This window comes from Lysinibacillus sp. NPDC098008 (genome assembly GCF_044760715.1).
GTDB lineage: Bacteria > Bacillota > Bacilli > Bacillales_A > Planococcaceae > Lysinibacillus.
The window spans coordinates 20448-46455 of the sequence record NZ_JBIWBA010000024.1 but is presented as its reverse complement, the minus strand read 5'-3'; the positions used below and the strand labels follow the sequence as shown (position 1 = coordinate 46455).

The window sequence follows — 26008 nt, the reverse complement described above, 5'->3', positions numbered from 1 at the left end:
ACCCCTAATAGTTAAAGTTAAACACCTGAATAAGCCATAAACCCGCCATCCACAGGAATCGTCACACCAGTAACAAATGCTGAATATGTGTCATCTGCTAAAAATAACAGCGCTCCTAATAAATCTTGCGGCTTGCCAAAACGATTTTGGGGTGTAGCTGCAATAATTTTTTCTGAACGTGCTGTTAATGAGCCATCTTTATTTAGCAATAAATCATGATTTTGTTCTGTAATAAAAAATCCTGGTGCAATGGCATTTACACGTAAGCCTGCTTCCGCAAAGTGTACAGCCATCCATTGTGTAAAATTATTAATAGCCGCTTTTGCAGCACTATACGCAGGCACTTTTGTCATCGGTGCATAGGAGCTCATAGACGAGATATTAATAATTGTTCCTTTTGTTTTTAGCAATGCCTCACCAAAAACCTGAGAGGCTAAAAATGTTCCTGTAAAATTGTTAGAGAATACGCTTTCAAAACCATCTGACTTTAATTCAAAGAAATTTGGTGCATTTGATTCTTCTTGATAAAGTTCATCTGCTGTTATAGCATCTGGATGATTACCACCAGCTCCATTAATCAGTACATCGATTTGCCCATATTGCTGTAAAATGGCTTCGCGCGCTGCAATTAATGATGCTTTATCTAAAACATCTACAGAGAAATTAATGGCCTCGCCCCCATTTTCTTTAATGGCTTGGACAACCGCCTCCCCCTTTTGGGCTGTACGGTTTAAAATAGCGATTCGCATTCCTTGCTTTGCTAGCTCTTTCGCCATTTCTGAACAAAGCACACCGCTACCACCCGTAACAACAGCTACTTTATGCTGTAATGCATTATGCATTTGATCCACCTACTTTTAAAATCACCTTGCGCACTTCATTTGGATTTTTTTCGATAAATTGAAATGCCTCTTGTGCTTGTTGTAATGAGAAAGTGTGTGTAATGAGCCCTTGCTGCTGTAGCTTTCCAGCATCAACAAGCTTCACTACCTTTTCAAATTGGAATGTTTGCAAACGTGAGCCTTTAATTGTCAATTCATTTTTGGTAATTGGTAGTGGAGCAAGCTCAACCGCTTCCTCACCAAAGCTTAGTACAACAACTCTGCCAGCCGCTGACACAACATCCATTGACTGCTTAAATGTTAATGGAATACAAACTGCATCAATGGATACATTGACACCTTCTCCATCTGTCCACTTGTCAACAGCCTCCAATAAGTTTTGCTCCTTCACATTGACAATTTCATCTGCCCCAAGCTCTTTCGCATAGGCAAGCTTAGCAGCATCCAAATCAGAAATCATCACGCGTGCATCCATTAATTTAGCAAGCTTTAAAATACAAATGCCAATTGGCCCTGCACCTTGAATTAACAGCGTATCACCTGCCTGTAATTCACCACGGTAAACAGCCTGTGCACCAATTGTATACGGCTCAATCAAAACCGCTTCCTCTAAAGGTGTATTATCTGCTACCTTATGCAATTGCTTTTCTGTAACAACAAAGCGTTCACGCATCCCGCCATCCTCATGTACACCAAAAACAGATAAATTTTTACATACATTCGGTTGACCTTTGCGGCAAGCATAACACTCACCGCAATAGCGAATTGGTTCAACAACAACTTTGTCACCAGCTTTTAACGCCTGTACAGCCTCACCAACCTCTACCACACGTCCAGCAACTTCATGACCTGGTACACGAGGTAATGTCGCTAATGGATTTGATCCATGATAAATATGCATATCTGAGCCACAAATACCTACATATTCTGTTTGCACAAGAACATCCGTTGGCTTTGTAATCACTGGTTCTGCCACATCAATTAAAGCCATTTCAAAAGGTTTCATTACTTGTAATGCTTTCATAACTGTCACCTATTTCTTTAAATTTTCATAAGCATCCCAAAGACCGTGTAAATACATAATGCCAAGTGCTCGGTCGTATAAGCCGTAGCCTGGGCGACATTGCTCTCCCCAAATATGGCGACCATGATCTGGACGTACATAGCCTTCATAATTTTGCTCGTTTAATGTACGTACGATGTTTTTAATATCAATTGAGCCATCTGCTGTAAAATGAGATGTTTCAAAGAAGCTACCATCCTCTAAAATTTTTACATTACGAATATGAGCGAATGGTGCACGAGATGCATATTTTTCAGCAATGGCTACCATATCATTTTGAGGATCCGCCCCCATTGAGCCTGAGCAGAATGTAAATCCATTTGCTTTTGAATCTGAAATAGCAATTAGTTTTTCATAGCTTTCTGCGCCTGTAATAATACGTGGCAAGCCAAAGATCGAATATGGTGGATCATCTGGATGAATCGCCATTTGAATCTCTGCTTCTTCTGCTACTGGTAAAATTGCTTGTAAAAAGTAAGCTAGGTTATCCCATAATTGATTTTCATCTATTTCTTTGTACTGCTCAAATAATTCTGATAGTCGAGATAGACGCTCTGGTTCCCAGCCTGGAAGCGTTAAATCCGAAGAAGCACTTACTTCATTCACAAGCTCCTGTGGGTCTAAATTCATCACCTTTGATTTATCAAAATATAATGCCGTTGAGCCATCCTCTAAAGGATGGAATAGATCTGTACGTGTCCAGTCAAAAACAGGCATGAAATTATAGCAAATAACCTTTACACCCGCTTCGCCAAGATTGCGAATAGACTGTTTATAATTTTCAATATATTGATCACGAGTCGGTAAGCCTAATTTAATATCTTCATGTACATTTACACTTTCCACAACGTCCGCATGGAATCCGCAAGATTTAATATAGTCTACCTCTTCTTGAATGGCTTCCTTCGTCCATACTTCTCCAGCTGGTAATTGATGTAATGCCCATACAATTCCTTTTACATTTGGAATTTGTCTTACATCCTCTAATGTCACTGTATCATTGCCACGACCATACCATCTAAATGTCATATTCATTATTCAGTACCTCCTAGTTTGCTAGATTTTCTATATATGCTTTTGCTCGTTCAACAACACCTGCATAGCCATCTTTTGCATAGGCTTTATTTAAATCACTGCCAACACCCACTGCAACAGCGCCTGCTTCTAGCCATTCACCCATATTTGCTAAACCAACACCGCCTGTAGGCATAATCGTGACATTCGGTAATGGGCCTTTCACAGACTTAATAAAGCTTGGTTCAAACTGACTTGCTGGGAATAGCTTAATAATATCGCTGCCACCCTCAAGTGCTGTTACCATTTCTTTAATCGTCATACAGCCGGGTAAATATGGTATACTATAGCGATTACAAATAAGTGCAATGTCTGCATTATAGCTCGGACTTACAACAAATTTAGCACCATTTAAAATTGCATGACGCGCTGTTTCAGCATCTAACACTGTACCAGCGCCAATTAATGCATCACTATTGCGTAATGCTTTAAATGTATCTTCGATAAAAGGTGTTGTGTACGTTAATTCGATGGCTTGAATACCACCTTCAATAGCACCTTTTGAAATTTCTATTGCTTCTTCAGGTGAATTGCCTCGCACAACGGCTACAACCTTTGCAGCTGATAACGCTTTCAAAATTTCGATTTTTTGCATTGATCACAGCTCCTTAACGCTCAATTAATTTTTCATCTCCGATAAACTGCTTTAACTCTTGTAATGATGGAAGCCCCTCATTGTCTCCTTTAATTGTGGCAACAAGTGCACCAGCACCATTTGCTAAACGCAGACGCTCTGGAATATCATCACCATTTAAGTAGCTATAGACGTAAGCTGAATCAAAGGCATCCCCGGCTCCAACTGTATCAATTGCACGAATTGAAAATGCTTCACGATCATACTGTTCGGTTGCGGTATAAACGGAGGCTCCTTGCTCACCTTTTTTAATAATCATTTCATCTATGTGATATTGCTGCTGAACGTCCTGTATTGTACGTCCCTTAAATAAAAGTTCAAATTCGTCTTGTCCTGTAAGAAGGAGATTAACAAATGGGTATAGCTTTTCATATGCTGTACGAGCATCTTCTATTGTCCATAGCTTTAATCGTAAATTTGGATCAAAGGACACAGGAATATTTTTTGTCTTTGCTAATTGAATCAATTTTAATGCAACATCAACATTGTGCTCGCATACTGCTAAATACACACCGCTTATATGTAATAAATCAACATCATCCAACACTGATTCATCTAAGCGATCTGCTGTTAATTCAAGTAAAGGTGATGGCTTACGATAATAAAACGATTTACCTGCCCCATCTTCCCGTATTTCCTTAAAATAAATGGAGGTTGGAATATGCGGTGTCCGCATAACATGTGATACATCAATGCCTTCACCACGAGCAAAGTTATAAATGACCTTGCCGAATTCGTCATCTCCGATACAACTGATCCATCTTGCTTCCATATCTAAACGCGTAATGCCTATTGCAAAATTAAGTTCTGCTCCACCCACAGCTCGTTCAAAGGAAGGAACAAATCGTAGAGGACCTGTTTTAGATGGATTAAAAACAACCATTGCATCACCAATCGTTGCAATCCGTTTATTTTTCAAATTTATTCATCCCCTTCATTAATAAAACGATTTAGTAAAACGTTTTATTAATACTAACATGATTTTTTTTATGTTGCAACAATAATCGGATTATTTAGATTGTTAGCACTAGCATTTTTCCTATATGCAAAAAACTCCTACAATCATCTTTTTAATGAATGTAGGGGGCTGATTTATTATGCCTATATGACCTTTCCTTATTTAAATAATAGGTGCGCCTTGATTCGATTGGACGCACCTTCTTATATGCTTTAGCCTTTTATCCCGTATTAATGGCTGTAAGACCCCACTGATTGAAGGTTCACTTTATATTTTCCAAAAAACGAATGACAACATTTGTAAACTCCTTTGGCTTATCATAATGAATATCATGTCCAGGTGAATTGATATTCACTCTTACACCATTCTCTAACAGGCTCACAACTCGATCAGTATCCTCATCTGATAACGCAGCTACTAATAAATCGCCATCATAGCTCGTATTGGCTTTTAAAAATACTGTTGGGCTTTTAATTTTTGTTAGTATTTCAGCCTGATTATAATCCTCAAACCATGAATGATTATAAAATGTTTCCCCAAATTTACGGTCAAATGGATACGTTTCTGCTTCAAACATTCGATTAATTTGTGGTGGCAAATAAATTAAATGCACAGGCTTATTTGGATGCTTTCGATGATAGGCGCTAGCATCCTTTGAAAACTTACGCCATAGAAAATCCCCAAATATATTTTTCCAGTAACTGTTCTTTAATGCATACGTAAAGTAATCTTGAATTTCCTGTTGATTTTTAAAATCCTCATACATTTGAAATCCATAGACCCAAACATAGGTATTTTCACATCTATTCGGCTCTGTTGAAAAGAAAGGTGAATCTTCAATAATAGTTCCTAGCACTAATGCAGGATAATGTGCTGCCATCCAGGCTGCAAGCATTCCTCCTGATGAATGACCAGATATCACAGTAGGCTTACCTATTACTACTTCCATAAACTCAGCAAAATCCTTCGCCATTGCCTTAGCTGTATACTTCTCAGGATTCCAATCCGATTTTCCATGTCCATGACAATCAACAGCATAAACATGATAATGCTGTGCTAATTCAGGCAACACTTTTGAATAGTCCTCCCAAGTCATGCCTTGTCCATGAATTAATAGAAGAGGCGTTTTGCCATTTGCTGGACCTTCACCATAATTGAGTACAGTACCATCCTGTAATTTTATTTGCTTCTCAGAAAATCCTGCATTGTACATTTTCTTTAAAGGCTTCTTGATATACGTTATATTTTGATAAAAATAAGATGCAGCTAGTAGCACAATTAACAATAAGATAATAGCAATAAGCTTCATTCTCACGCCCCTCCCATTACAATAGAAGTTCCTAATTTATGCCCTTTAAAATTTCCAAAAAAGATTCTCTTTTGTTTTAAAATGATAATAGAAGCTCCCTTTACTACTACCAGAGCATTTCACGATATCACCAGCTGTAGTAGCATTGTCACCACCGTTCATTATAACATAGACAATTTATGGGCTACCCTCTCCCATTCTATATAACAGCATTAATAGGCGGCATAATCATGTTAGTCGTTGCAACCAACCCCTTGATATTACAAAGCAAAATCATCATTAAAATAAAATATTTTTCTTAACTAAAAGCCGAATTGTCTTAATCACCATAAGACAATTCGGCTCTTTTAACGGATTATATTATAAAAAGCTTGTCACAACATCTACTAAGCTATAGCCACCTAAGAAAACACAAACAGCTACAATAGCAACACCAATAATATTGCTGACTGTTTTATTCACATAGTTGCCTAGTAAGTCTTTATTATTCATAACAATTAATAGGTAAATTGCAACAATTGGTAATAAAATACCATTCAATGCTTGCGCTAATAATAGCACTTGCATTGGTTCAAAGCCTGTTGCAGATGTAATAATTCCAATCAGCATAACAATAGTAAAGACTAGCTTGAATTTTTTATTTTTCATACCGTCCTTCCAGCCAAAGACACTTGCCAATGTAACAGCTGCTCCAAGAGGGCTGGCAAGAGCGGAAGAAAAACCAGCAGCAAAAATACCAATACATAAAAATACTTTTGCCCATTCACCAAATAAAGGCTCTAGTTGAACAGATAAATCTGCAACATTCTTCACATCAGAGCCTAGCATTGTTGCACCAGCGGTAATTAAAATAGCTGCTGTAATAAGACCACCTACACCAATGGATAAAACTGTATCAAGACGAGCATCTTTTAAATCACTTGGCTTTGACCAATTTTCTTGTACCATAGATGAGTGAATAAAGAAATTATAAGGCACTACCGTTGTTCCAATTAACGCAATAATTGTTACAATGGATCCTGCTGGAATATTTGGCACAACAGAGTTTTTGAAAATGCTTGACCAATCAGGTTGTACAACAAACATCGTTGTGAAAAAAGTAATACTCATAATCACTACTAAAAAAATCATGACACGTTCAATAATTTTATAGCTGCCAGTTAAACCTAAAATCAGAATAAGAACCCCAATAAACGGACTGATAACATTTGCTGGAATACCGCCAAATAATGTAGACAGCCCCATAGATGTTCCAATCAAATCCCCAGATATATATGCTGAACAGCCAACCGCAATAGCAATGGCGATAATCCAAATTGAAGCAAATTTTAATAATGGTTGTTTAAATTGTTCCGAGATTGCTTGCCCTAAATCCTTTTTTGCAATAATACCGATTCTCGCTGCCATTTCCTGCAAAATAATAGTTGTAATAATGGAAAAGACCACTGCCCATAAAAGTGCAAAGCCAAAACTAGCCCCTGCCCGTGTAGCTGTTGTTACTGTTCCAGGACCGATAAAGGATGCTGCAATAACCGCTCCAGGACCGATTACTTTTAAACGTTGAAGCATTGTACGTTTACTTACTACAGTTAGTGTATTGTCATTTAACTCTTGTGTCATAGAACCATCCCCTTGAAATTGAAAGTATCAAGGACGTCTTAAAAAATCTCTATCAAACAAGTTGGATTGGTAGAGAAAATGAATCAATTATTCACTTTCTAAATAATTATAGATGGTCTGTTTTGTAACATTTAAAATATCAGCAACTTTATCTGTAGAACCTTGAACTAAAAATATCCCCTTCTTATCTAGGTTCTGTACAAAAGCAACTTTATCAATCTTTGCTGATATTGGTAAGGTTAAATTCAGCTCTATTAATGTTGTTTGAATAATTTGATCAAACATTTCTGTAATTGACGTCGCATAACTTTCATTAATTTGTGACTTAATATCAAATGGCATTAAAATATTTGTTAATAATTGATGCATATGAGCAAACTGCGTAATGTTGTAGTTGATACCAAATAAGCCGACAACTTTCCCACTATAATCTTTAATATATACAATAGAAGATTTAATTTTTACACCGTCTTTTGTTGTTGAATAAGTGCCTAAAACATCTTCTAAATTAGTAGGGTCTTTTTTTAATTGCTGTAAAACAAAATCTGTAATTGGAGCACCTAATTTACGACCTGTCAAATTACCCTTTATATAAATTAATGACTTTTCCATATTCGAAAAATCATGGACAACGACTTCACAACTTTCATCAAATATAGCGTAAATCGCATCAGCCATACGCAAATATGGGAGAAAAATAGGATTGATGGTTGAATTCATAAATATCCCTCTTTTTTTAGATTTGAGAAAATAGCTGTTTTAGGAAGTGAATACCTTTTACGCTATTTCCTTCATTGTTTAGTAATGGACTGTAAATACCTATACCTATCTTATCGAAAGTTGGATATTGGTTACAAGAAGATAACTTGTAAGAAAATATACTTCCAGAGATTCCACTTTTCGCAGCGATTTGTTGATTGTTCACTGCTAGGGGTGACTCACCATACAAACCACTTGCTAATAATGCTCTATGTGCATATCGAGCTATAGCATCATGAGTAATCAACTGCTGAAATTTATAACCAATTTTCGCCAAATCCTGTGTTGACATTTGTAATGAGCATAAGGTTAGATAGGTTTCTAGTGTATTTTCAATCGCATCTTCTAGTAAATCCAGTTTGTTTAGTGTGTGTAAAATTTCTTTGTTTCGCTCGCTATGCTGCCTCTCATAGGATAAGACATTCTCATCAATTGTTGTGACAACATTAAATTGCTGAGCTATAAATAATTGGATATTTCGAACTTTTTCAATTATTGAATGACCATCAATCATAGAAGTAATCGTTAATGCACCCGCATTAATAAAGGGATTTAAAATTGCACCATTCACATAAAATGCTGTAGCAGATTTTGTATTATAAGCAATAGATGAGGCTGTAATCCCTACTTTTTGCCTCACCTTATTTACACCGCATTGTTTTAAGACATAAAACAGTGAGAAAAACTTTGAAATGCTTTGAATCGTAAAATATTGTGGATATTGTCGATTGCTGAAAATATCCTGCTCTGAAAAAGCAATAGAAACTTCAAAATATTGAGAAGGCAAGTGCTCTAATATCGGTAAATGCGAAGGAAGATAACCCTCGACTTGCTTTGTTTCCCACTCATATGCTTGAGCTAACCACTTAGGCGTGAGCTGTGGCGTGTGCAGCTGTTTCATCTTGGCTTTGCTTGTAAACGATATCGCCGGCTAAAGCATAGAGTAAAAGTGTTGAAGCAAAGTGTGCCGATAATTGAGTAGGGTCTTGTTGAGGATAAATTTCAACAAAGTCTATACCAACAATGCCTTGTTTTGTTAATTCATAGACAAGTGTCAATAGCTCATAAGATGTTAAGCCATTTCCATCCACTGGACCACCTGGATTAAAAGCAAAATCTAATACATCACTACAAATGCTTAAGTACACAACATCAACATCTTTCGAAGCTTGTGCATAAATATCTTTTGCAAGCTGACGAATATCATGATGTTCGCGAATATCATTGACTGTAATTGTCACTGCACCAGCATTTTTAGCATTTTTTCCGCTTTCAGGCTTGTTACGTGGACCATGAATACCTGTATGAATAATGCTTTCATTACGCACATTTTCTTCTTCATATAAGCGTGCAAATGGACTGCAACGAGCAAATTGATCACCATTGTGTGAAGGAAGATTATCATAATGTGCATCTAGATGAACAATACCGACTTTTTTGCCCTTTTGAGTAAGTCCACGAACAATCGGATATGTAACACCGTGATCTCCACCTAAACCAATAATAAATTTCTCTGAATCCCAAAGCTCTGAAGCAAAGTTTGTAATACGGTTCATTGTTTCATCTACATCCGCAGGAACTATATCAATATCCCCTACATCTCCTAAACGAACATGTTCAAAAACATCTATATCATTTAGTTCTGGTAGATAGCCAGAATAGCGTCCTGAGCATAGGCGCATCACTTTTGGCCCTAGTTCACACCCTGTATAATCGCCCCAAGTTACAGCACCCTCCCATGGAATACCATAAATAATTGCATCTACCTGTGAGTAATCTTTTGTTTTTGAAAGATTGGCAGCACCTAACATACAAGGTGTATTACCATAAATATTTGTCATATTTCCAAACCCCTTTTTAATTTTTTTAAAATTATTTATAAAATTATTAAAATCTAATTTTTAATAATTGTCAAACAATTTTTATTAAATTTCAAAATTAATATGTCAAATAATCAGAGATATACGCATATAAAAAGCGTGACAATCAATATTGCTTTTATTGATTGCCACGCTTTATTTTAATTTTTTTAAAATCTATATTTGTGCTAGGGCGTAAGAGAAACGCTGTACAGCCTGTTCTATAATTGCACGAGGTGTAGCAATATTCATACGCACAAAGCCCTTACCTTGTGGGCCATACTTTGAGCCTGGATCTAAGGCTAGTCCCGCTGCTAAAAGTTTTTCCATCATTTGCTGCTCATCAATACCTAATGGACGATAATCAATCCACAATAAATAAGTAGCATCAGATTTAGTGACGCGAATACCAGGAATTTTTGATAATTCATCAACAGCATAGTCCATATTTTCAGAAATATAGCTTAAAACTTCCTCTAACCAAGGTTGTCCATCTTGATAAACAGCAGCAACTACAGCATCAGCAAAAACATTTAAGCCATGGATACCATTGCTCATTGCATGCTCAGCAATTTGGCAATGATTCTCTACTGTAGAGGAAATCAGCATGGCAGCTTGAATACCAGCAATATTAAATGTTTTTGTAGGTGCAATGGCAGCAAAAACCATTGCTTTTTCAGCATCCTTAACAGTTAATATTGGGGTATGCTTTAAAGTTGGATTAATGACCAAATCGCAGTGAATTTCATCAGATAAAATAACGACATCATATTGAATAGCTAACTTAACAATTTGTTCCAGCGTTGAGCGTGACCAAACAATCCCCCCAGGATTATGAGGATTACATAAAATAAATAGCTTACTATGTTGGAAGGCTTCTTCAAGGCGTGCTAAGTCTAGTTGATAGGAGCCATTTTGTTCCTGCAGATGGCAAAATTCTACATGTCGCTTTTTTTGCTTTGTAATTTGAAAGAACGGCGGATAGACAGGAGGCGTCACAACAATCGTATCCCCTACATTTGTGAAACATTCAATAACATTTGCAATAATTGGAATCACACCCGGTTGAAATAGCATTTGCTGTTCTGGGATTGCCCAATGATGGTGCTGCTGATACCAATTTTGAATAGCTGTAATGGTTTTAGATGACACCGTAGAATAACCAAAAATCGGATGCGTAAGACGTTCTGCTACAGCCTGTTGAATAATAGGTGGTGCAGCAAAATCCATATCAGCAATCCACATGGCTAGCATATCATCCGTACTTTGTACATTGTATACTGCATCTAGAGTATCCCACTTAACACAATTTGTTTGTCGACGACTAATAACTTCGTTTAATACCAAAGCATTCACCTTCTATTTCTTATAATATTGATTATTACTAAAATCATGATTGCACTTATTATAGTAGGCACACCAACTATAAATCAAATGAATATTAAAAAAATAATTATGAAAATAATTCATAATTATAGCAGATAAATGATTGATATAAGTTGAGGCTGGTAAATGCTCTTTCATAAAAAAAGAGATGCTGTAGCACCTCTCATTTTAATATTCTTCAGCGTACCAGCTATAATATCTCTTCTCTCAAAGAATCAACATTGTTCAGCTAATACTATAAATTTTCTGAGGCTTTTCGTTTCATTAAAACCTCATTTCCGTATGTATCTCCCCAATCACGCATCAGGTAAATAATTGGTTTTAATGTTTCTCCAAAGGCTGTAAGAGAGTATTCGACTTTTGGCGGAATTTGCCGATATATTTCACGATTTACAATACCATCACGTTCTAATTCACGAAGTTGCAGTGTTAACATACGCTTTGTTGTATAAGGCATCAGTCTTCCTAACTCATTAAAACGTTTAGGTCCAGCAATCAAATTATATAGTATGATTCCTTTCCATTTACCACCTATCACATCTACAGGAATAGCAACGGGACAAGCTGTTTTATCAGGGCATTTTTCAGTTTGAAATTCCTTCACAGTAACACTCCAATCTTTTAAGTATCAAATTATATACCATATTCCAAAATTAATACTATTCAACAAAAATGTGCGTACTATTAATTTTATTTTATATACCGTAATATTAACATTAAAGACTAAATATTTATATTTTTCTATCTATTTATTTCCACATTCTAATATGTATTAGAATATGCGTTATTTGCCTAATCGAGATAAATATTTAGTTATTTTCAACATCCATTACCTTGTATTAGAGGAGGGAGGATATAACAAATTTCAAGTTTTCTGTGCAGCAGAAGCACTCTCGCACCGCTACTACTATTATATAATCCAGAGTGAGGATACTATAACTTAAGGAGTGACCAATATGAAATCACAAATTATTCAATCTTTCGGTGAGCCATCCGTCTTTCAATTAGAGGATATTTCTAAACCTAGTCTAAAACCTGGACATGTACTTCTCGAAGTAAAGGCTTCAAGTGTAAATCCTATTGATACGAAAGTACGTGCTGGTGTTGTGCCAGCAGTCGCTCCAGAATTTCCAGCAGTTTTACATGGAGATGTCGCTGGTATTGTATGTGCAATAGGAGAAGGCGTTACTAAGTTTACCATTGGGGATGAGGTATACGGTTGTGCAGGTGGATTTAAAGGAACGTTTGGTGGGGCACTTGCAGAGTTTATGCTAGCCGACGCTGATTTACTTGCTCATAAACCGAAAAACTTGACGATGGAGGAGGCCGCTGCTTTACCATTAGTATCCATTACTGCTTGGGAAGCATTATTTAATCGCGCACGTCTTACATCTGACCAAAATATATTAATTCATGGGGCTACAGGCGGTGTGGGGCACGTAGCCATTCAATTAGCAAAATGGGTAGGAGCCAATGTTTACACAACTGCCTCTAGCAAGAAAAAATTAGAGATTGCTATGGACCTTGGTGCTGATGTAGCTATTAATTACCGAGAAGAAAGCGTCCAAGACTATGTACAAAAATATACAGATGGAAAAGGCTTTGACGTGGTATTTGATACTGTAGGTGGTGAAAACTTAGACCGCTCTTTTGAAGCAGCAGCAGTGCATGGAACAGTAGCTGCTATTGCGGCTCGTTCCACACACGACCTTTCTCCCGTTCATTCAAAAGGGCTTTCGCTTCATGTTACCTTTATGCTGTTAAAAATCTTAAATCCAGATATGCATAAGGATTACGGGGAAATTTTACAACGAATCACAAATGTAGTGGAGGAAGGAAAGCTACGCCCACTCGTAGATTCAACAATTTTTACGTTTGATGAAGTTGCAGAAGCTCATAGATACTTAGAGTCAGGTGAAGCATTAGGAAAGGTTGTTTTGAGAAATAATTGGTCATAAGCCATTGCTGCCCTAAAAGCATTTAAGGAATATTTAATAATTATCTAATAAATTGTTTATTTTTCAATTGTATCCTTAACTTCAATACGAAAAGGAGGATCATTGAATGCAAAAACAGGGCGCTGGCTTTATAGTATGTTTGCAGCTATTTTTTTCATCTGTATACTAACACAATTTTTTCTAGCAGGTATGGCTATTTTCGGAGGAGGTCAATTCTGGGCTAATCATAAAATGCTTGTTCACTTATTTGGTCTTAATATACCAGTAATCATGATGATTGGTGCTTTCATGGGTAGTGCTAAAAAGAATGATTATTTGGTTATTTTAGGATTATTTATTTCTATTATTACAATGTATGCAAGCGCCAATCTCGGATTTCACTATCCCTATTTAGGCGCATTGCATCCTATTTTAGGTATACTTATTACAATTTTATCTATTATAACTTTATATCGTTCAATCCGTTTATTGAAAGAGGCATAGTTTGCCAATGAAAACTCCGAGCTATCGGGCTTCACAAGATAGTTCGGAGTTTCTTATATTTTTATAAAGCGATAGGCTACGCCCCATACAGTTTCAATAAACTTTGGATTGGATGGGTTTTCCTCTATCTTTTCTCTTAGCTTTCGAATATGTACGGTAACGGTTGTTACATCTCCCATTGAATCCAATCCCCATATTCGTTCAAATAAATGCTCTTTGCTAAACACTCTATTTGTACAACACTATTCTTAAACAGTAAATCAACTAAGCGTATTTTTTATTTAATAGCAGCATCAGTTGTTGGTCTTTCACATATTTGGGGAGGTGTCCACTATCCAATCGATGTGTTAACAGCAGCTTTTATCGGTATTGCCATTGCATGTAGCTTATCTTCTTTTATTACTCGTTCAAGGGTCGTGCTAAGTATAGTCAATCTATACGATCATCTAACAAAAAGGGTTAAAAAAGCGGCTAATGACCAAACGAATATCTCGGAAAGGGAAGGCTAAAGCCCAATATAAGCTCCTACAAAACATTCATCTGAATTTCTTTTTTACTAATTCCTAAATGCTACTTTTGTAAAGAAAAGATTTATGTAAGATTAAGAATAAATGAATGTAAAGGCATGATGTATAGTGAATAAAGAAATGTTAAAGGGAACAATTGATTTATTGATACTTTCCACCTTAGCTCTAGCAGATAATTATGGATACGAAATTTCCAAAGAAATAAAAGACCGAACAGAGGGGATGTTTGAAATTCAAGAAGCTTCCCTCTATCTGTCATTAAAGCGGCTAGAAAAAAATAATTGTATTGAAGCATATTGGGGTACTCAAAGTCATGGAGGAAAACGAAAATATTATCGTTTAACGGACTTAGGGAGTAAACAGTTAGAAGAGATAAAACGTGATTGGATAAAGGTTTCGGAAATGGTAAAACGTTTTTTATAAAGGAGTGGGTTCATTTACATTTTTTCCTTTAATCAATTAAAGTATAAGAGCATATTAATCTTATCCATCTTAATTTTTGGTTTCTCATATTTTATGGATACTTTCAATCAACCCTAGCAATCCCACATAGCCTATTTAGTTGGATATGCATTAGCCATTATGATTGCAAGCTTCTGGGGAATTTTAAACTATATTGATCATTTACGCATCGATCCTCTTTACAAACAGGCAATTACAATTCATAAATTTATCGCTGAGTTGGAGCTTAATGCGGATGATAAATTAGAATTGGCAGCTTATATGGAGGATTATGTAAATGATCAAGTGGTGAACGGCGAAGATACTAAAAGTGCGACGGAAAAGGTAATTAGTCAATTTAAAGTAAAAGAAATTATAGGAAATCAACTGAACAAGGATATGTTCTTTTTCCATTCTCATCATTACTTACTTGGAAATGGGCTAATTTTATTGTTAATAGGTATTGTTTTCTGGTTTTTATTTTCTCAATTTCATTTGATAACATTGGTGACCATACAATTACTAGGAATTTGCTATGCTTTTGGATTTTGGCTATTATTTGTGCTTTACAAATTTTTAAATATAATCTTAAAGAAAAAAGCTTAAAAACATTTAAAGTAGTGACCCTCCCATTTTGTGCGGAGGATCACTATTTTCTATTTTCGATCAAATATTACCCCAAACGTAGATGCTTTTACATATGGCTGATCCTTTAACAACATGAGCTGCTCTGGTGTACCAGATACAACAGCCCCAATAACCTTTATATCATCGCTCTCCAATTTGCCATCCTTCCCTACTAAAGCCTGATAAACCTGATTCGTTTCCCATTCAAAATTCTTACTTTTATGAAGAAGTTCAATATGCTGAATAAAACTATCCACCTCATTGCTTGCAGAGCGTCGGGTTATTGGCTTTGATTGCTCTGATTGAAAGCCGTAAATAAATGGAGAATTAGCTTGAATTGTACTCTGATCTTTCTCCAAAAATGCCGTTATATCTTTTGTAAAGGCATCCACCCACCACCAGTCTGCCTGTACCCCTGATGGCAGCTTGCTTTTTATTTCATCAAAATCATATGCTGAATCAAAGGATATCGCTAACTCAACTAAAGTATTTTCCTCCAATTGGTTGAGCTCACCTATACTATCTTGATAAACATCATATGAAATTTTAGGGTGGTAAAAGAACATTTCTCGATCACCCGTATATTCATTAAACCGTTCCAATTGGGAAGTTTCTGCTAATGATTCTGAGCCTTCGAATTGAATTGGGTCTGAACTATAATTTCGTGTAAGCGCGCCAAATAAATTGTAATCACTTTCAAGAGGTTGCCAAATATATGGTCGATGCTGCTCTCCAAGCACCTTATAGGTTGTTGTTGTTATTCTCCCACCAAGCAAATCATCATCATATAGCTGATTACTAATTTGAACATTTGGAGCACTAATTGCGTTAAATAATTGAATATCATCCATTACCTTTTGAGCACTATTTAATGATAAATACCTAAGACCATACCAAAATACTACTAAAACAATTGGCGTAACGATAATTGCTATACCTGTCATTTTTATCGTTGACCAAAGCTTTGCCCTTCTCATTATTTTTTTCGTCTGCTTGTCATCAAATAAAAAATCAGGCTGCTCCTTATTCATCATCTATCTCCTCCTGAAAGCGTGTTGTAAATTCTTCCTTAGCACGTCTAACATGCGTTTTTAATGTATTTTCATTTTTACTCATTAAGGCTGAAATTTCTTTATACGATAAGCCTAGCTCATATTTAAGGACTAATAATTCCTGATGTAAGATAGACAACGTTTCAAGTGTGCTTCTTATATCCTTTACTCTTTCATTTTTTAGCGCTTGAATTTCAGGGATATTCGTCAATGCGGTCAATTGCATCTCATCCAATTCCGTTGTTGGATGACGCTGCTCTTTTCTTTTCATATCATAAAATTGATTGGTGGCTACGCGATAGAGCCAGCTCATGACCTTATCTGATTGAATGCCATCCTTATGTAACAAAAATTTATAGCATGTATCCTGAACAATATCTTCTGCATCCTCATGGGCTAATCCCCGCTTTCTTAAATAACGATATAACAGGATTCCTGCCTGCTGTAAAAACTTATTCATCGATTGCTTCGCTACGTCCCCCTCCCTTCTGCCTATACAACGCACAACTCTATGGAAAGTTTACATGTGCTGGTAAATAAATTTTTTATTTCATAAAAAAAATTATCTCTCCTCATAGAAGAAAGATAATTTTCAATAAAGCTTATTATAATCAAATGTATTATTTTGCTAAGGCGATTTTTATATGTGCTAAGTGGTGCTCCTCGTGCCAAGAAAGCTTTGCGAGTTTTGCTGCTACCTTAATTTCACCTGCTTGCTGATGTGTGAAGGTGCGGCTTAATTGTTCCTCTACTAAGCTATTCCCTAAAGCAACAATACGCTCATTTATACCTTCTAGCATTTTAATCGAGCTTTCTACAGGAAGCTTTGTGTCTGGCTGAATCGCCCATTTTTCCTCATCAAAGGCAGGCACAGTTGGATTATTATCCGTTAATGCAAGCTTTAAGCGCTGATACATATTGAGCTGTGAGTCGGCAATATGGTGGACAAGCTGGCGCACATTCCAGCTACCCTCACGATACGTTTTGTTTAAATCCGCATCACTTATCCCATCCACTGTTGCACGCAAACGCTCTGTATATGTCGCGATTTGCTTTAACCATTGCTGCACGTCTTCTAGCCTAACATGTTCAGGAACTTGCAATTGACCAATTGGGTATTTTACATCCATTTTCCATCTTCCTTCCTTATTTTGTCTTAGCTTTAACTATACCTAATAGACTTAGTTGTTGCACTCTTTTTGTTTTTCATTTATGTCCTATAAAATTTAACTAGCTATTTTCAACAAGCATTATAGCTTTAAAATAAGTTTGATTAAAAGCTGTTTGAATTTGTTATTGCTAACCTTAAGTGTCCTACAAAGTGCAGTGCAGTACACTATTATTGTTATTTCCCCCACAATAAAAACTATCCTTTACTCATTATTTTTGTAAAGGATAGTTTTATCAAGCGATTCTATATATTCAGAAATTTTAAGTGAAAATATATCACCTACTAACTTAAAGCGAAATTGCGCCTATTAGGACTGCTGTAATGGTCATTACTATATTTGCTCCAAGCGCCCATTTTAAAAGGTATTTTTGATGCTCTCCAAACCCTACTCCTACTAATCCGATAAGAATAAATGTAGCAGGAACCAAGGGCGACAATGGATAGCCAACTGTTGAATGACCTAACAGAGCCGCACGCCCTATTTCAACGGGATCAATTCCAAAGCTAGTCGCTGTTTCACTAATAATCGGAAGAATTCCGAAGTAATAGGCATCAGGTGAAAAGACGAAGCCAAGAGGTATACTCGTTAGCGCCACCACTAAAGGTAAATGTGCGCCAAGCCATTCGGGAATAACCAAAACGATTGTAGAAGCCATTGCATCCATCATACCAGTTCCACTAAATACACCCGTAAATATGCCTGCAGCGAAAACTAATGTACTAATCAGCACAAAGTTATTTGCATGGCTTAAAATCATTTTTTGTTGTTCTACTGGATTAGGGAAGTTTACAAGCAATGCAATAGCGAATGCTGTCGCAAACAAAATTTGAATTGGTAACACTTCCATCACTAACATTACCATAAGAGCAGTTGTCAAAACCAAGTTAAACCAGAATAATTTCGAAGCTGGTCTACTGCCCTCAACTGTAGCAGCTTGTTCTGCTAAAGCTCTAAAAGATTCCGATTGAATAAACCCTAATCTTTCCCGTTCCTTCTTACCCAGTATATAGGCGACAAAAAGCGTCCATAGAAGACCAGCTATCATAACTGGGATAATCGGAATAAATAAATCGTAAATTTCTACATGAAGACTAGCTGCCGCTCTTACTAGAGGTCCTCCCCAGGGAATGATATTCATTATTCCAGCCGCTAATGAAACAACACACGCTAATACAAGCCGATTTAAACCTAGTCTTTTGTAAATCGGAAGCAATGCTGAAATTGTAATCATAAACGTTGAAGAGCCATCTCCGTCCAAACCAACTAATATTGTCATAACCGCAGTAGCTAAAACAAGCTTTAGCGGATCGCCTTTTACGAAATTAAGTATTTTGGCAATCAGAGGGTCAAATAAACCAACATCAATCATCAAACCGAAATATAAAATAGCAAAAACAATCATTACTGCTGTAGGTGTTACTTTTATAATTCCATCCATCATCATTTGTCCCATCTCAGCGCTAAACCCACCAATTAAGGCAAAAACGACAGCAACCAAAACGAAAGCTACTACAACTGAAAGCCGCTTAGTTAAAACTAACAGCAGAAAAGTTGCGATCATACAAAAACCTAAAATAGACAACATTTATAATCCCTCCACTTTATATAACAAGAAACACATATTTTATCGTTTAAGAAGAATTCCTTATATCTTAGCGAAAAATTCCTCCTTCTACGAATTTACACTATTATTCAATAACAACCATCCCGAAAACTTAATAATACAAATATTCTAATAATTTAATTTAAAAATAAATTCTCTTTCATGTTGTCTATTTTCTATCTAATCTGCTTATTGTCTATATGATTTTAAAGGCTCTATCAAACAAAAAACAGTCGCTTTTTATTATATCATCATAAAAGATAGAGTTATTACAATAAAAATGGTAAAAGAGCAATTCTTTGTAGTAGATTTAATGGAAGCGAAAACGAAGCTAATAAAAATCAAGAATCACGGAGTTTTATCGATTATTTTCATTTAAATTATAAAGTAATTTAAAATTTTTGGTGATTATGAGGATGATTTTATGAAAAAACTATATATGCAGAAAGTAATTCTAGGTATGCTCCTTTTTTAGCTGCTTGTGTTCCTTGAGGCAAGGAAAGATATTTTCAAGTATCTTTTGTTCAAGCCGAACCAGATAGTCATTTTGAAGTAGAATTATTACTGCTTACTGACTACGCTGGAAAAACTGCCCCTTCACTAGAAACAGTAAAATTTGAGATTGAGGATACAAATATAAAAGGTACTATTGAGATTGATCGTACTAGTATTACTAATGATAAAGTAAATAGTATTATTGAGGAGGGACAACAACTCAATTTAAAAATTGAATATGCTGAAGGTCAAAATTATATAATAAATAAAACTATAAAGCTGAATAATAACGGCTCTCCTATTGACTATTATAAAGAATGATTAATCATTGAATAGAAGAGCTTACATTATTTTAACGACTTTATTGTAAATTAACTATACTATAATAACTAATATATCTATAAATAATTATCAAAAAATTAACAATAAGAGATATCATGCGTGTTGATTAACCTTTATTTTACAGAGAATCGCTTAGAATTCGTTGATTTCTGTTACAGGTGGACGCTTTCTGCGGGTGCGGCTTCAACTCATTTATTTCGGCAAATGCCGAAATAAATGGATTTTCAGCTCGCACTTTTTCCGCTAGAGTCGCCACCTTTCACGCCAATCAACGAGAGAATGCTTTAGACAAAGCGTTTTCCTTCTAACAACACGCAAATGAATAGCCAATATTTAGATAATCAACACGCTTGAAGAGATATATGTTATTGGATGATGAAATATTTAAAGTATTAAGATAGCAGCAGACATACTATTATGCCTTAAAGCAATATTTTATCTATTTACAAAAGAAAAAATAGTAGTTATGAAGATGTTCAGATAATAAATTTCTACACAGAAGGAGATATGATTATGGAAAAAAGCAAATTACTAAGAATGGACAATGTCGGTATCGTTGTAGAATCTCTTGATGACGCAATCTCTTTCTTTGAGGAGATTGGCTTGAAGCTTGAAGGGCGAACTATTGTCGAAGGTGAATGGGCTGGTCGCGTAACCGGCTTAGGTTCTCAGTGCGTAGAGATTGCTATGATGGTTACTCCAGATGGTCACAGCCGACTTGAGCTTTCACGATTTCTCAACCCACCTACTATATCAGATCACAGGATGGCTCCTGTCAACGCTCTTGGTTATCTACGCGTCATGTTCGCCGTTGAAGACATTGACGAGATGGTATCCAGACTCACTAAGTATGGTGCTCAGCTCGTTGGCGAAGTAGTTCAGTACGGGGACTCGTATCGACTCTGCTACATTCGTGGCATCGAAGGACTGCTAATCGGTTTAGCAGAACAACTCAATAACAAATAAGTAAGTGACATTTTATAAAAAAGCCTTTACTGAAGCAAAATATTTGAACAAAATTCTTAGAGCGTGATTGTTGGACAAGAAGTAAAGGAGTGATAGATATTAGTCATTGACTAATATCTATCACTCCTTAATTTAAATCTCGATAATGTAAATTAAACAACTTTATTATTCGAACAAATGTCCCCACATAATAATACCATTCCCACCCGCTCCACTCCACCTTCACCCCTCAAACCCTTGCCACACTTGCCCTCACGCCCTTTTTTCACCCTTTCCCCATTTCCGTTAAAGAATAATAACATTCCCGCTTTTTTCACCCTTTTTCCTCATTTGTGTAACGATTTTTCACTGATTTTGACATAATAATAACGTGGAATAGATGTAAGGTTCAAGGAGAGAGTAGAGGTAAGATTTAAGGTTAGAAGGAGCGGGTTTCCCTACTTTCTTTCCCACTTTTGCTCATGCTTTTTCTTCTTCTTTTTTGTTGCGAATCCCTTTCGTTGCTTGCTTTCTCATGCTTTTCTTCATGCTTTTTCTCATGCGTTTCTCGCCCTTTTCCCCGCCTTTTTTCGGGCATAAAAAGACCGAAGGTCTGCCTGAATCGAATCAGGAAACTTTCGGTTTTAGGAACGTTCTTTTTATTTAAGGAACGGTTTTATTGTTTAAGAAGCGGTATTAATGTTTTGAGACATAGTAGCTGTAAGGTTTAAGGAAGATCATTCTTATTTCTCCAAACCTTATGTATTAATTCTTCTAACTGATCAATAATTTCAACTAATCAAGCATAGGAGGCTTTTCATTTACAAGACTCATGATTTCATTCACATTTAACTTGTTCTTTTCTTTCCTTCTTTAAATAACCTATTCCAACTACCAAGCAAAGAATAATTGCCATATTAATACCACCAAGATGCAAAAAACTTTTCATTAAAGCCGTTAGAAAATTTAACATATTATCTACTCCTATTCTTCAAAAGATAAATTGACAGGTTCCTCTAACAAATCAGAAGAAAAATCAATGTTAGTTGTTGGTGTTTGTTTATCAACTTCCTCAAATTTAAGTTCATCAATCCACACTTGTCCATTTCCCGATAGTAAAACACCAAAAGCAATGACCGCACTGTTTTCAGGCACATCTAAAACAATATGATAATGATTCCACTCATTATTTCCTACAATTGGGCGATCACTCATATTATCAAATTGCAATACATCCCCAAGTGAATCATCTACACGCATCCAAAATCCACAAGATCCATCAACATCTTTTGTTTTAATAAAACCAGAAAGTTTTATCCTTTTGCCAAGATACTTTTCTGCTTTGAATTGTTGCATCATTGTTGCAAATTCACCTTGTGATTGGACAGTAACAGCTTTTAAGAATCCAGATGCTCTTCCTTTATGAACATTTTCTCTATCAATTCCCATCTTATAATTAAACGGATGACTACCGCTTAAATTCCATCCTTTTAGTAATTGTTCATTTTTCAAATTGATTTCCTCCTTTTGTATGGTTAATTTACCCATGATTTTACGATATTGCCCTGGTGGTAATTGATAATACTTTTTAAACGAACGGGTATATGATTCTTGTGTTTCAAAGCGAAAATAGAAAGCAATATCTATGATCTTTTCATCTGAATAAAGTAGCATGTTAGCTGAATTGGCAATTCTTCTGTACCGAATATATTCAGATGCAGTCACGCCAACCTCCTTTTGGAAAATACGAAGAAAATGGTATTTTGAGAATCCTGCGAACTGAGCAACGCTTTCTAAAGATAACTCTTCATGTAAGTTCATCTCTATATACTCGATTGTTTTTTGAATGATGGGGCTATAGCTCATTTCATGAACCTCCTTACAAATAAGATAACAAAAACAGATAATTGTTTTTTGACATATATTGCTTTGTTATTCAAAGCTCTTGATAAAAACAACTATATGTTGAAGGCAAAAACCAAAAATTAGATTTTGTTTAGGACTATCTTTTTCAACCATAAAAAACCGAAAGTCTGCTGTAGCGATTCAGAAAACTTCGGTTTGAGAATGTTATTTTATTTAAGAGTCGATATTATTATATCGAGACATAACGAGGACAAGATTTATGTAAAAGCTAACCGTTTAAGAACAATCGGAAGCAATATGCATGTTTTCTGCCTGACAACGTAATTTATAAAAATATCTAACTAATTCATGTTCTCCTAAAATAGATACTTCCATATTACGTAATGTTCTCTTTCCTACTCTGCGGTCTAACAAACAGAGTATTTTAATTAGGATATCAGATGACTTTAGGGATTCTTCAATGGGTGAGTTAAAATATTCTTCTAATGCTGAAAAGAAGTCGTATTGAGCAAAGATACCTTCCTTTTTCAATTGTGTGTGGGCTTGATCTTGTATGAATCTATTTTTTGCTACATCATCATAATCAAAATCGTTCAGGTTCCTTCTTATATCTCTTTCTCTACGATACTCTTTCATTTCTGCTGTAATTGTACACATACTTAATTTTTCTACTTTATCAACAGTAATAACGGCTCTACCTAACCTATCATGTGCTTTTCGATAATTAATGACTTGAAAATCCACCCTTGAATGTAACGGCTCACAGATAAAATTTTTTAATTGTTTCTTTGCTTTACTCCATTTAGGCTGATATAACAATTAACCATCTCCTAACTTCTACAAACTCTTGTTTCTCCATATCTTCATCCAATAAAATGTCCTTTTACTTCGGAAGACCACCCATCTATACCAACTTTTTATCATATACCAAATTCATCAGCTATAAATATATTGGGCAAATTCAACTTCTGCCCCTATGGAATCGGTAAAGCGGATAAATCTACTATCTAAGTACATAACTGGTGTTTCATGATTTTCAATGTTAGTAACAATGACAAATCTATAAGCTAAATCATATTTCTTCTTTAATTGATTTAACTCCTCTTCTTTACCCTCCAATTGTCCCAGAACGAAATTTAACTGTTTATTTATATCAAAGGACTCTTCGTAACCTGTACCTAATTCCCATTCAGTACCGAGTCTGAATAGTGTTTCTGTTGTAATGACAATCTTATTTAATGCTCTTGTAGGTTTTATCCCTAATGTATTTGTAAAATCCTCAACTGAAAAATCATCTGCCCACACAAAAAAATAAACTTTTACATTCGTCTTTTCCATCTATACGCTCCCAAAAGGTTCATTCAATTGTTTGTAAAATTTCAATGGCTATTTCATCAAGTTCTTCTAACTTTTCTCCTGCTGTTGGACTTTCAATCAGCCTAATTAAATCACCTTTAAATGACTTCCTTAATTCATTTGGTAATCTTTTGACCAAAATTTCCAAGCACCAATGCTTCCAGACGTTATCATTCGTGGCTAAAACCACTTTAATTAGAAGAACGATTTCATTCGGAAACATAAGTAGTAGTTCCGCTACTTCCTCCGCTATCGGCCAGTTCATGTCCTGAATCCATTCCAGCAAACCAGGTAACAAAGGCAAAAGTTCTTTTCTATTCAATTTTTTTAATTGGTTCACTCGTTCAAAGTCATGCTTATTTCTTGGCAAGTATTCATCGGAAACACTCATTTTTGCACCTTCGATTTAAGATAAGTCTTTATTTCCTCTACGTCATCTAACTCTCTTTTTGGAAGGATGTATGCACTTACCGAGCTGTTATAAAGATAGATGTTATGTTTATCCTCGCTTAGAGTTTGAATACCGAACCAACTTACCTTTGTTTCACCATTAGAAGTCGCATCGATGATTCCTTCTTCTGATAAAATCATATGATGTTCACCTAATAAGCCATCATTCTTGCCCTCTTTTATCATTTTCTTCGTATTTCGGATAACATAAGAATAGAAATATTTTGGATAGAAAATAATCCACAGAATACTTACTACTAAAAAGGTAATGAATACCCCAAGAAAAGACATGCTCCCGACTTTGGAAAATACAAAGGATGCAATGATAAAGATGATAGGCGTTAAGAATCTTTGCATATTCAATGTTCTTTTGACCGCTTTTGAATTTTTTACGTGAAACATATTAAAGTTTAAATAATCTTCTTCTGTTAAGTTGTATCTTATCTCCATTGGAATGCTCCTTTTATATTCTTTACAAGGAAAATTACTATTGTTTGTGAAAATTCCTTTAACACTTACCTTTATAAATAAATGGCAACTGATATTAAAACAAGAATAAACACACTTTTGATTTTGCTTTTCTTCCACGTATCAAATGCCGAAAAGAATCCGCCCAAAGCAAAGAAAACGAGTCCAATCATCTCAATTATACTTACTGAGAATAAAAAACCTAAATGTGCCAGAAAAGCTCCTATTACGATAAAACCAATTGTAAAAATAAAACGAGCTGACTTAAAATCATTGAATGCTGATTTTCTATCATCCTTATTCATCTTTAAATAAGCCCTAACAACCATAAAAGTTGGTATTCCCCATATAATGATAAAAGGTACAAGTGAATCACTATTTACGCTCAATACTTACGTCTCCCATCCACTATCAGCTTAACATTCAACTAAGAATTATCTTAGAAAAATCGTTCCTGTTCCTTATAGAAACGCTCCTGTAATCTTTATCCAAAATTTCTATCTAAAAAAAGCAGTAGATAACTACCTGCACAAAGAAATAGTGCAATTCGAGTGATAACATAAATTGACAACTCAAATGCAGTTAGTTTTCTTTCTCTCTTAATTTTTTTAAAGTGTCTATAATAATAGAATGAGCATAGGAGTAGGACTATCGCTGATATTTGGAAAACACTTTCTAAAAGATTAACCAAAACATCATCTCCTTACATGAATAAAATA

At 35.5% G+C, this 26008-nt stretch carries 31 protein-coding genes and 2 pseudogenes; 6 read left to right on the top strand and 27 right to left on the bottom strand.

Going from position 1 to position 26008, the window contains the following annotated elements:
• Nucleotides 1–17: 17 nt before the first annotated feature.
• The 13 genes and pseudogenes from ACIQVU_RS17070 to ACIQVU_RS17010 form a co-directional block, all read right to left on the bottom strand.
• Nucleotides 18–842 (bottom strand): SDR family oxidoreductase, encoded by an 825-nt coding sequence (locus ACIQVU_RS17070; RefSeq protein ID WP_340808647.1) that lies wholly within the window; start codon nt 840–842, stop codon nt 18–20.
• On the bottom strand, nt 835–1866 hold the full coding sequence (locus ACIQVU_RS17065; RefSeq protein ID WP_402896451.1) for a zinc-binding alcohol dehydrogenase family protein: 1032 nt from the start codon (nt 1864–1866) through the stop codon (nt 835–837). The genes ACIQVU_RS17070 and ACIQVU_RS17065 overlap by 8 nt, the downstream gene beginning before the upstream one ends.
• A gap of 9 nt (nt 1867–1875) precedes the next feature.
• On the bottom strand, nt 1876–2940 hold the full coding sequence (gene uxuA, locus ACIQVU_RS17060) for a mannonate dehydratase (protein WP_402896449.1): 1065 nt from the start codon (nt 2938–2940) through the stop codon (nt 1876–1878).
• A gap of 13 nt (nt 2941–2953) precedes the next feature.
• Nucleotides 2954–3574: a bifunctional 2-keto-4-hydroxyglutarate aldolase/2-keto-3-deoxy-6-phosphogluconate aldolase gene (locus ACIQVU_RS17055; protein ID WP_340808147.1), complete on the bottom strand. Its 621-nt coding sequence runs from the start codon at nt 3572–3574 to the stop codon at nt 2954–2956.
• Between the two features lie 13 nt (nt 3575–3587).
• On the bottom strand, nt 3588–4532 hold the full coding sequence (locus ACIQVU_RS17050; RefSeq protein WP_402896447.1) for a sugar kinase: 945 nt from the start codon (nt 4530–4532) through the stop codon (nt 3588–3590).
• 301 nt (nt 4533–4833) lie between these two features.
• The gene (locus ACIQVU_RS17045; RefSeq protein ID WP_340808150.1) at nt 4834–5880 is read right to left on the bottom strand and encodes an alpha/beta fold hydrolase; all 1047 of its coding nucleotides are present in this window, start codon (nt 5878–5880) and stop codon (nt 4834–4836) included.
• A 57-nt stretch (nt 5881–5937) separates the two neighbouring features.
• A pseudogene (locus ACIQVU_RS17040) lies at nt 5938–6042 on the bottom strand (helix-turn-helix domain-containing protein); the annotation flags it as partial.
• A 198-nt stretch (nt 6043–6240) separates the two neighbouring features.
• The gene (locus ACIQVU_RS17035; protein WP_402896444.1) at nt 6241–7500 is read right to left on the bottom strand and encodes an Nramp family divalent metal transporter; all 1260 of its coding nucleotides are present in this window, start codon (nt 7498–7500) and stop codon (nt 6241–6243) included.
• A gap of 87 nt (nt 7501–7587) precedes the next feature.
• The gene (locus ACIQVU_RS17030) at nt 7588–8220 is read right to left on the bottom strand and encodes a helix-turn-helix transcriptional regulator (protein ID WP_340808152.1); all 633 of its coding nucleotides are present in this window, start codon (nt 8218–8220) and stop codon (nt 7588–7590) included.
• Nucleotides 8221–8236: 16 nt separating this feature from the next.
• Entirely contained in the window at nt 8237–9160 is a 924-nt protein-coding gene (locus ACIQVU_RS17025) for a glutaminase (RefSeq protein ID WP_340808154.1), read from the bottom strand.
• Nucleotides 9126–10100: an agmatinase family protein gene (locus tag ACIQVU_RS17020; RefSeq protein ID WP_402896442.1), complete on the bottom strand. Its 975-nt coding sequence runs from the start codon at nt 10098–10100 to the stop codon at nt 9126–9128. The genes ACIQVU_RS17025 and ACIQVU_RS17020 overlap by 35 nt, the downstream gene beginning before the upstream one ends.
• A 195-nt stretch (nt 10101–10295) precedes the next feature.
• On the bottom strand, nt 10296–11465 hold the full coding sequence (locus ACIQVU_RS17015; RefSeq protein ID WP_402896440.1) for a MalY/PatB family protein: 1170 nt from the start codon (nt 11463–11465) through the stop codon (nt 10296–10298).
• Between the two features lie 274 nt (nt 11466–11739).
• A complete protein-coding gene (locus ACIQVU_RS17010) occupies nt 11740–12108 on the bottom strand; it encodes a winged helix-turn-helix transcriptional regulator (protein WP_340808158.1) in 369 nt (122 codons plus the stop codon).
• 352 nt (nt 12109–12460) lie between these two features.
• On the opposite strand from ACIQVU_RS17010, the gene ACIQVU_RS17005 reads away from it, so the two are divergent.
• Nucleotides 12461–13462 (top strand): zinc-dependent alcohol dehydrogenase family protein, encoded by a 1002-nt coding sequence (locus tag ACIQVU_RS17005; RefSeq protein ID WP_402896438.1) that lies wholly within the window; start codon nt 12461–12463, stop codon nt 13460–13462.
• Nucleotides 13463–13564: 102 nt separating this feature from the next.
• Entirely contained in the window at nt 13565–13945 is a 381-nt protein-coding gene (locus ACIQVU_RS17000; RefSeq protein WP_402896437.1) for a DUF6220 domain-containing protein, read from the top strand.
• A 53-nt stretch (nt 13946–13998) separates the two neighbouring features.
• Here ACIQVU_RS17000 and ACIQVU_RS16995 read toward each other — a convergent pair.
• Nucleotides 13999–14178 (bottom strand): annotated as a pseudogene (locus ACIQVU_RS16995) (winged helix-turn-helix domain-containing protein); the annotation flags it as partial.
• Here ACIQVU_RS16995 and ACIQVU_RS16990 point away from each other — a divergent pair.
• The 3 genes from ACIQVU_RS16990 (at nt 14155) to ACIQVU_RS16980 (ending at nt 15519) form a co-directional block, all read left to right on the top strand.
• Complete coding sequence (locus ACIQVU_RS16990; protein WP_340808162.1) at nt 14155–14454, top strand: phosphatase PAP2 family protein; 300 nt, start codon at nt 14155–14157, stop codon at nt 14452–14454. The pseudogene ACIQVU_RS16995 and the gene ACIQVU_RS16990 sit on opposite strands and share 24 nt — an antisense overlap.
• A gap of 126 nt (nt 14455–14580) precedes the next feature.
• The gene (locus ACIQVU_RS16985; protein ID WP_340808163.1) at nt 14581–14895 is read left to right on the top strand and encodes a PadR family transcriptional regulator; all 315 of its coding nucleotides are present in this window, start codon (nt 14581–14583) and stop codon (nt 14893–14895) included.
• Nucleotides 14896–15054: 159 nt separating this feature from the next.
• Nucleotides 15055–15519, top strand: coding sequence for a hypothetical protein (locus ACIQVU_RS16980; protein WP_340808165.1), 465 nt, complete (start codon nt 15055–15057; stop codon nt 15517–15519).
• 50 nt (nt 15520–15569) lie between these two features.
• On the opposite strand, the gene ACIQVU_RS16975 is transcribed toward ACIQVU_RS16980, so the two are convergent.
• The 4 genes from ACIQVU_RS16975 to ACIQVU_RS16960 form a co-directional block, all read right to left on the bottom strand.
• The gene (locus ACIQVU_RS16975) at nt 15570–16574 is read right to left on the bottom strand and encodes an anti sigma factor C-terminal domain-containing protein (RefSeq protein ID WP_340808167.1); all 1005 of its coding nucleotides are present in this window, start codon (nt 16572–16574) and stop codon (nt 15570–15572) included.
• Nucleotides 16564–17052 (bottom strand): RNA polymerase sigma factor, encoded by a 489-nt coding sequence (locus ACIQVU_RS16970; RefSeq protein WP_340808168.1) that lies wholly within the window; start codon nt 17050–17052, stop codon nt 16564–16566. The genes ACIQVU_RS16975 and ACIQVU_RS16970 overlap by 11 nt, the downstream gene beginning before the upstream one ends.
• A gap of 160 nt (nt 17053–17212) precedes the next feature.
• Nucleotides 17213–17722, bottom strand: a complete 510-nt coding sequence (locus ACIQVU_RS16965) for a YfiT family bacillithiol transferase (protein ID WP_340808169.1) — start codon at nt 17720–17722, stop codon at nt 17213–17215.
• A 328-nt stretch (nt 17723–18050) separates the two neighbouring features.
• Nucleotides 18051–19349 carry a CitMHS family transporter gene (locus ACIQVU_RS16960; protein WP_340808170.1) on the bottom strand — a complete coding sequence of 433 codons (1299 nt, stop codon included), beginning with the start codon at nt 19347–19349 and terminating at the stop codon, nt 18051–18053.
• 1368 nt (nt 19350–20717) lie between these two features.
• Between ACIQVU_RS16960 and ACIQVU_RS16955 the strand changes: the two genes are divergently transcribed.
• On the top strand, nt 20718–21170 hold the full coding sequence (locus tag ACIQVU_RS16955; protein ID WP_340808171.1) for a VOC family protein: 453 nt from the start codon (nt 20718–20720) through the stop codon (nt 21168–21170).
• Between the two features lie 152 nt (nt 21171–21322).
• On the opposite strand, the gene ACIQVU_RS16950 is transcribed toward ACIQVU_RS16955, so the two are convergent.
• The 9 genes from ACIQVU_RS16950 to ACIQVU_RS20270 form a co-directional block, all read right to left on the bottom strand.
• Nucleotides 21323–21487, bottom strand: a complete 165-nt coding sequence (locus ACIQVU_RS16950) for a hypothetical protein (RefSeq protein ID WP_340808172.1) — start codon at nt 21485–21487, stop codon at nt 21323–21325.
• Between the two features lie 500 nt (nt 21488–21987).
• On the bottom strand, nt 21988–22122 hold the full coding sequence (locus tag ACIQVU_RS16945; RefSeq protein ID WP_340808173.1) for a hypothetical protein: 135 nt from the start codon (nt 22120–22122) through the stop codon (nt 21988–21990).
• Between the two features lie 11 nt (nt 22123–22133).
• Entirely contained in the window at nt 22134–23015 is an 882-nt protein-coding gene (locus ACIQVU_RS16940; protein WP_340808174.1) for a helix-turn-helix transcriptional regulator, read from the bottom strand.
• A gap of 276 nt (nt 23016–23291) precedes the next feature.
• Complete coding sequence (locus ACIQVU_RS16935) at nt 23292–23834, bottom strand: SF0329 family protein (RefSeq protein WP_340808176.1); 543 nt, start codon at nt 23832–23834, stop codon at nt 23292–23294.
• A gap of 117 nt (nt 23835–23951) precedes the next feature.
• On the bottom strand, nt 23952–24353 hold the full coding sequence (locus ACIQVU_RS16930) for a DUF4279 domain-containing protein (RefSeq protein WP_340808177.1): 402 nt from the start codon (nt 24351–24353) through the stop codon (nt 23952–23954).
• A gap of 19 nt (nt 24354–24372) precedes the next feature.
• Complete coding sequence (locus tag ACIQVU_RS16925) at nt 24373–24762, bottom strand: DUF5071 domain-containing protein (RefSeq protein WP_340808178.1); 390 nt, start codon at nt 24760–24762, stop codon at nt 24373–24375.
• The gene (locus ACIQVU_RS16920) at nt 24759–25271 is read right to left on the bottom strand and encodes a YcxB family protein (protein ID WP_340808179.1); all 513 of its coding nucleotides are present in this window, start codon (nt 25269–25271) and stop codon (nt 24759–24761) included. The genes ACIQVU_RS16925 and ACIQVU_RS16920 overlap by 4 nt, the downstream gene beginning before the upstream one ends.
• Before the next feature lie 71 nt (nt 25272–25342).
• Entirely contained in the window at nt 25343–25678 is a 336-nt protein-coding gene (locus tag ACIQVU_RS16915) for a hypothetical protein (RefSeq protein WP_340808180.1), read from the bottom strand.
• Between the two features lie 95 nt (nt 25679–25773).
• Nucleotides 25774–25980: a hypothetical protein gene (locus ACIQVU_RS20270; RefSeq protein WP_483869654.1), complete on the bottom strand. Its 207-nt coding sequence runs from the start codon at nt 25978–25980 to the stop codon at nt 25774–25776.
• Nucleotides 25981–26008 lie beyond the last annotated feature (28 nt).

Excerpts from the sequence above, each read along its gene's own strand:
- ACIQVU_RS17005 (WP_402896438.1), top strand. The coding sequence starts at position 12,461 with ATGAAATCACAAATTATTCAATCTTTCGGTGAGCCATCCGTCTTTCAA.
- ACIQVU_RS16980 (WP_340808165.1), top strand. The coding sequence starts at position 15,055 with ATGATTGCAAGCTTCTGGGGAATTTTAAACTATATTGATCATTTACGC.
- ACIQVU_RS16975 (WP_340808167.1), bottom strand. The coding sequence starts at position 16,574 with ATGATGAATAAGGAGCAGCCTGATTTTTTATTTGATGACAAGCAGACG.
- ACIQVU_RS16920 (WP_340808179.1), bottom strand. The coding sequence starts at position 25,271 with ATGGAGATAAGATACAACTTAACAGAAGAAGATTATTTAAACTTTAAT.
- ACIQVU_RS16955 (WP_340808171.1), top strand. The coding sequence starts at position 20,718 with ATGGAAAAAAGCAAATTACTAAGAATGGACAATGTCGGTATCGTTGTA.
- ACIQVU_RS16945 (WP_340808173.1), bottom strand. The coding sequence starts at position 22,122 with ATGTTAAATTTTCTAACGGCTTTAATGAAAAGTTTTTTGCATCTTGGT.
- ACIQVU_RS17055 (WP_340808147.1), bottom strand. The coding sequence starts at position 3,574 with ATGCAAAAAATCGAAATTTTGAAAGCGTTATCAGCTGCAAAGGTTGTA.
- ACIQVU_RS17070 (WP_340808647.1), bottom strand. The coding sequence starts at position 842 with ATGCATAATGCATTACAGCATAAAGTAGCTGTTGTTACGGGTGGTAGC.
- ACIQVU_RS17045 (WP_340808150.1), bottom strand. The coding sequence starts at position 5,880 with ATGAAGCTTATTGCTATTATCTTATTGTTAATTGTGCTACTAGCTGCA.
- ACIQVU_RS17035 (WP_402896444.1), bottom strand. The coding sequence starts at position 7,500 with ATGACACAAGAGTTAAATGACAATACACTAACTGTAGTAAGTAAACGT.
- ACIQVU_RS17020 (WP_402896442.1), bottom strand. The coding sequence starts at position 10,100 with ATGACAAATATTTATGGTAATACACCTTGTATGTTAGGTGCTGCCAAT.
- ACIQVU_RS16930 (WP_340808177.1), bottom strand. The coding sequence starts at position 24,353 with ATGGAAAAGACGAATGTAAAAGTTTATTTTTTTGTGTGGGCAGATGAT.
- ACIQVU_RS17065 (WP_402896451.1), bottom strand. The coding sequence starts at position 1,866 with ATGAAAGCATTACAAGTAATGAAACCTTTTGAAATGGCTTTAATTGAT.
- ACIQVU_RS17030 (WP_340808152.1), bottom strand. The coding sequence starts at position 8,220 with ATGAATTCAACCATCAATCCTATTTTTCTCCCATATTTGCGTATGGCT.
- ACIQVU_RS16965 (WP_340808169.1), bottom strand. The coding sequence starts at position 17,722 with ATGGATGTAAAATACCCAATTGGTCAATTGCAAGTTCCTGAACATGTT.
- uxuA (WP_402896449.1), bottom strand. The coding sequence starts at position 2,940 with ATGAATATGACATTTAGATGGTATGGTCGTGGCAATGATACAGTGACA.
- ACIQVU_RS16940 (WP_340808174.1), bottom strand. The coding sequence starts at position 23,015 with ATGAGCTATAGCCCCATCATTCAAAAAACAATCGAGTATATAGAGATG.
- ACIQVU_RS17025 (WP_340808154.1), bottom strand. The coding sequence starts at position 9,160 with ATGAAACAGCTGCACACGCCACAGCTCACGCCTAAGTGGTTAGCTCAA.
- ACIQVU_RS16970 (WP_340808168.1), bottom strand. The coding sequence starts at position 17,052 with ATGAATAAGTTTTTACAGCAGGCAGGAATCCTGTTATATCGTTATTTA.
- ACIQVU_RS16990 (WP_340808162.1), top strand. The coding sequence starts at position 14,155 with ATGCTCTTTGCTAAACACTCTATTTGTACAACACTATTCTTAAACAGT.
- ACIQVU_RS16960 (WP_340808170.1), bottom strand. The coding sequence starts at position 19,349 with ATGTTGTCTATTTTAGGTTTTTGTATGATCGCAACTTTTCTGCTGTTA.
- ACIQVU_RS16925 (WP_340808178.1), bottom strand. The coding sequence starts at position 24,762 with ATGAGTGTTTCCGATGAATACTTGCCAAGAAATAAGCATGACTTTGAA.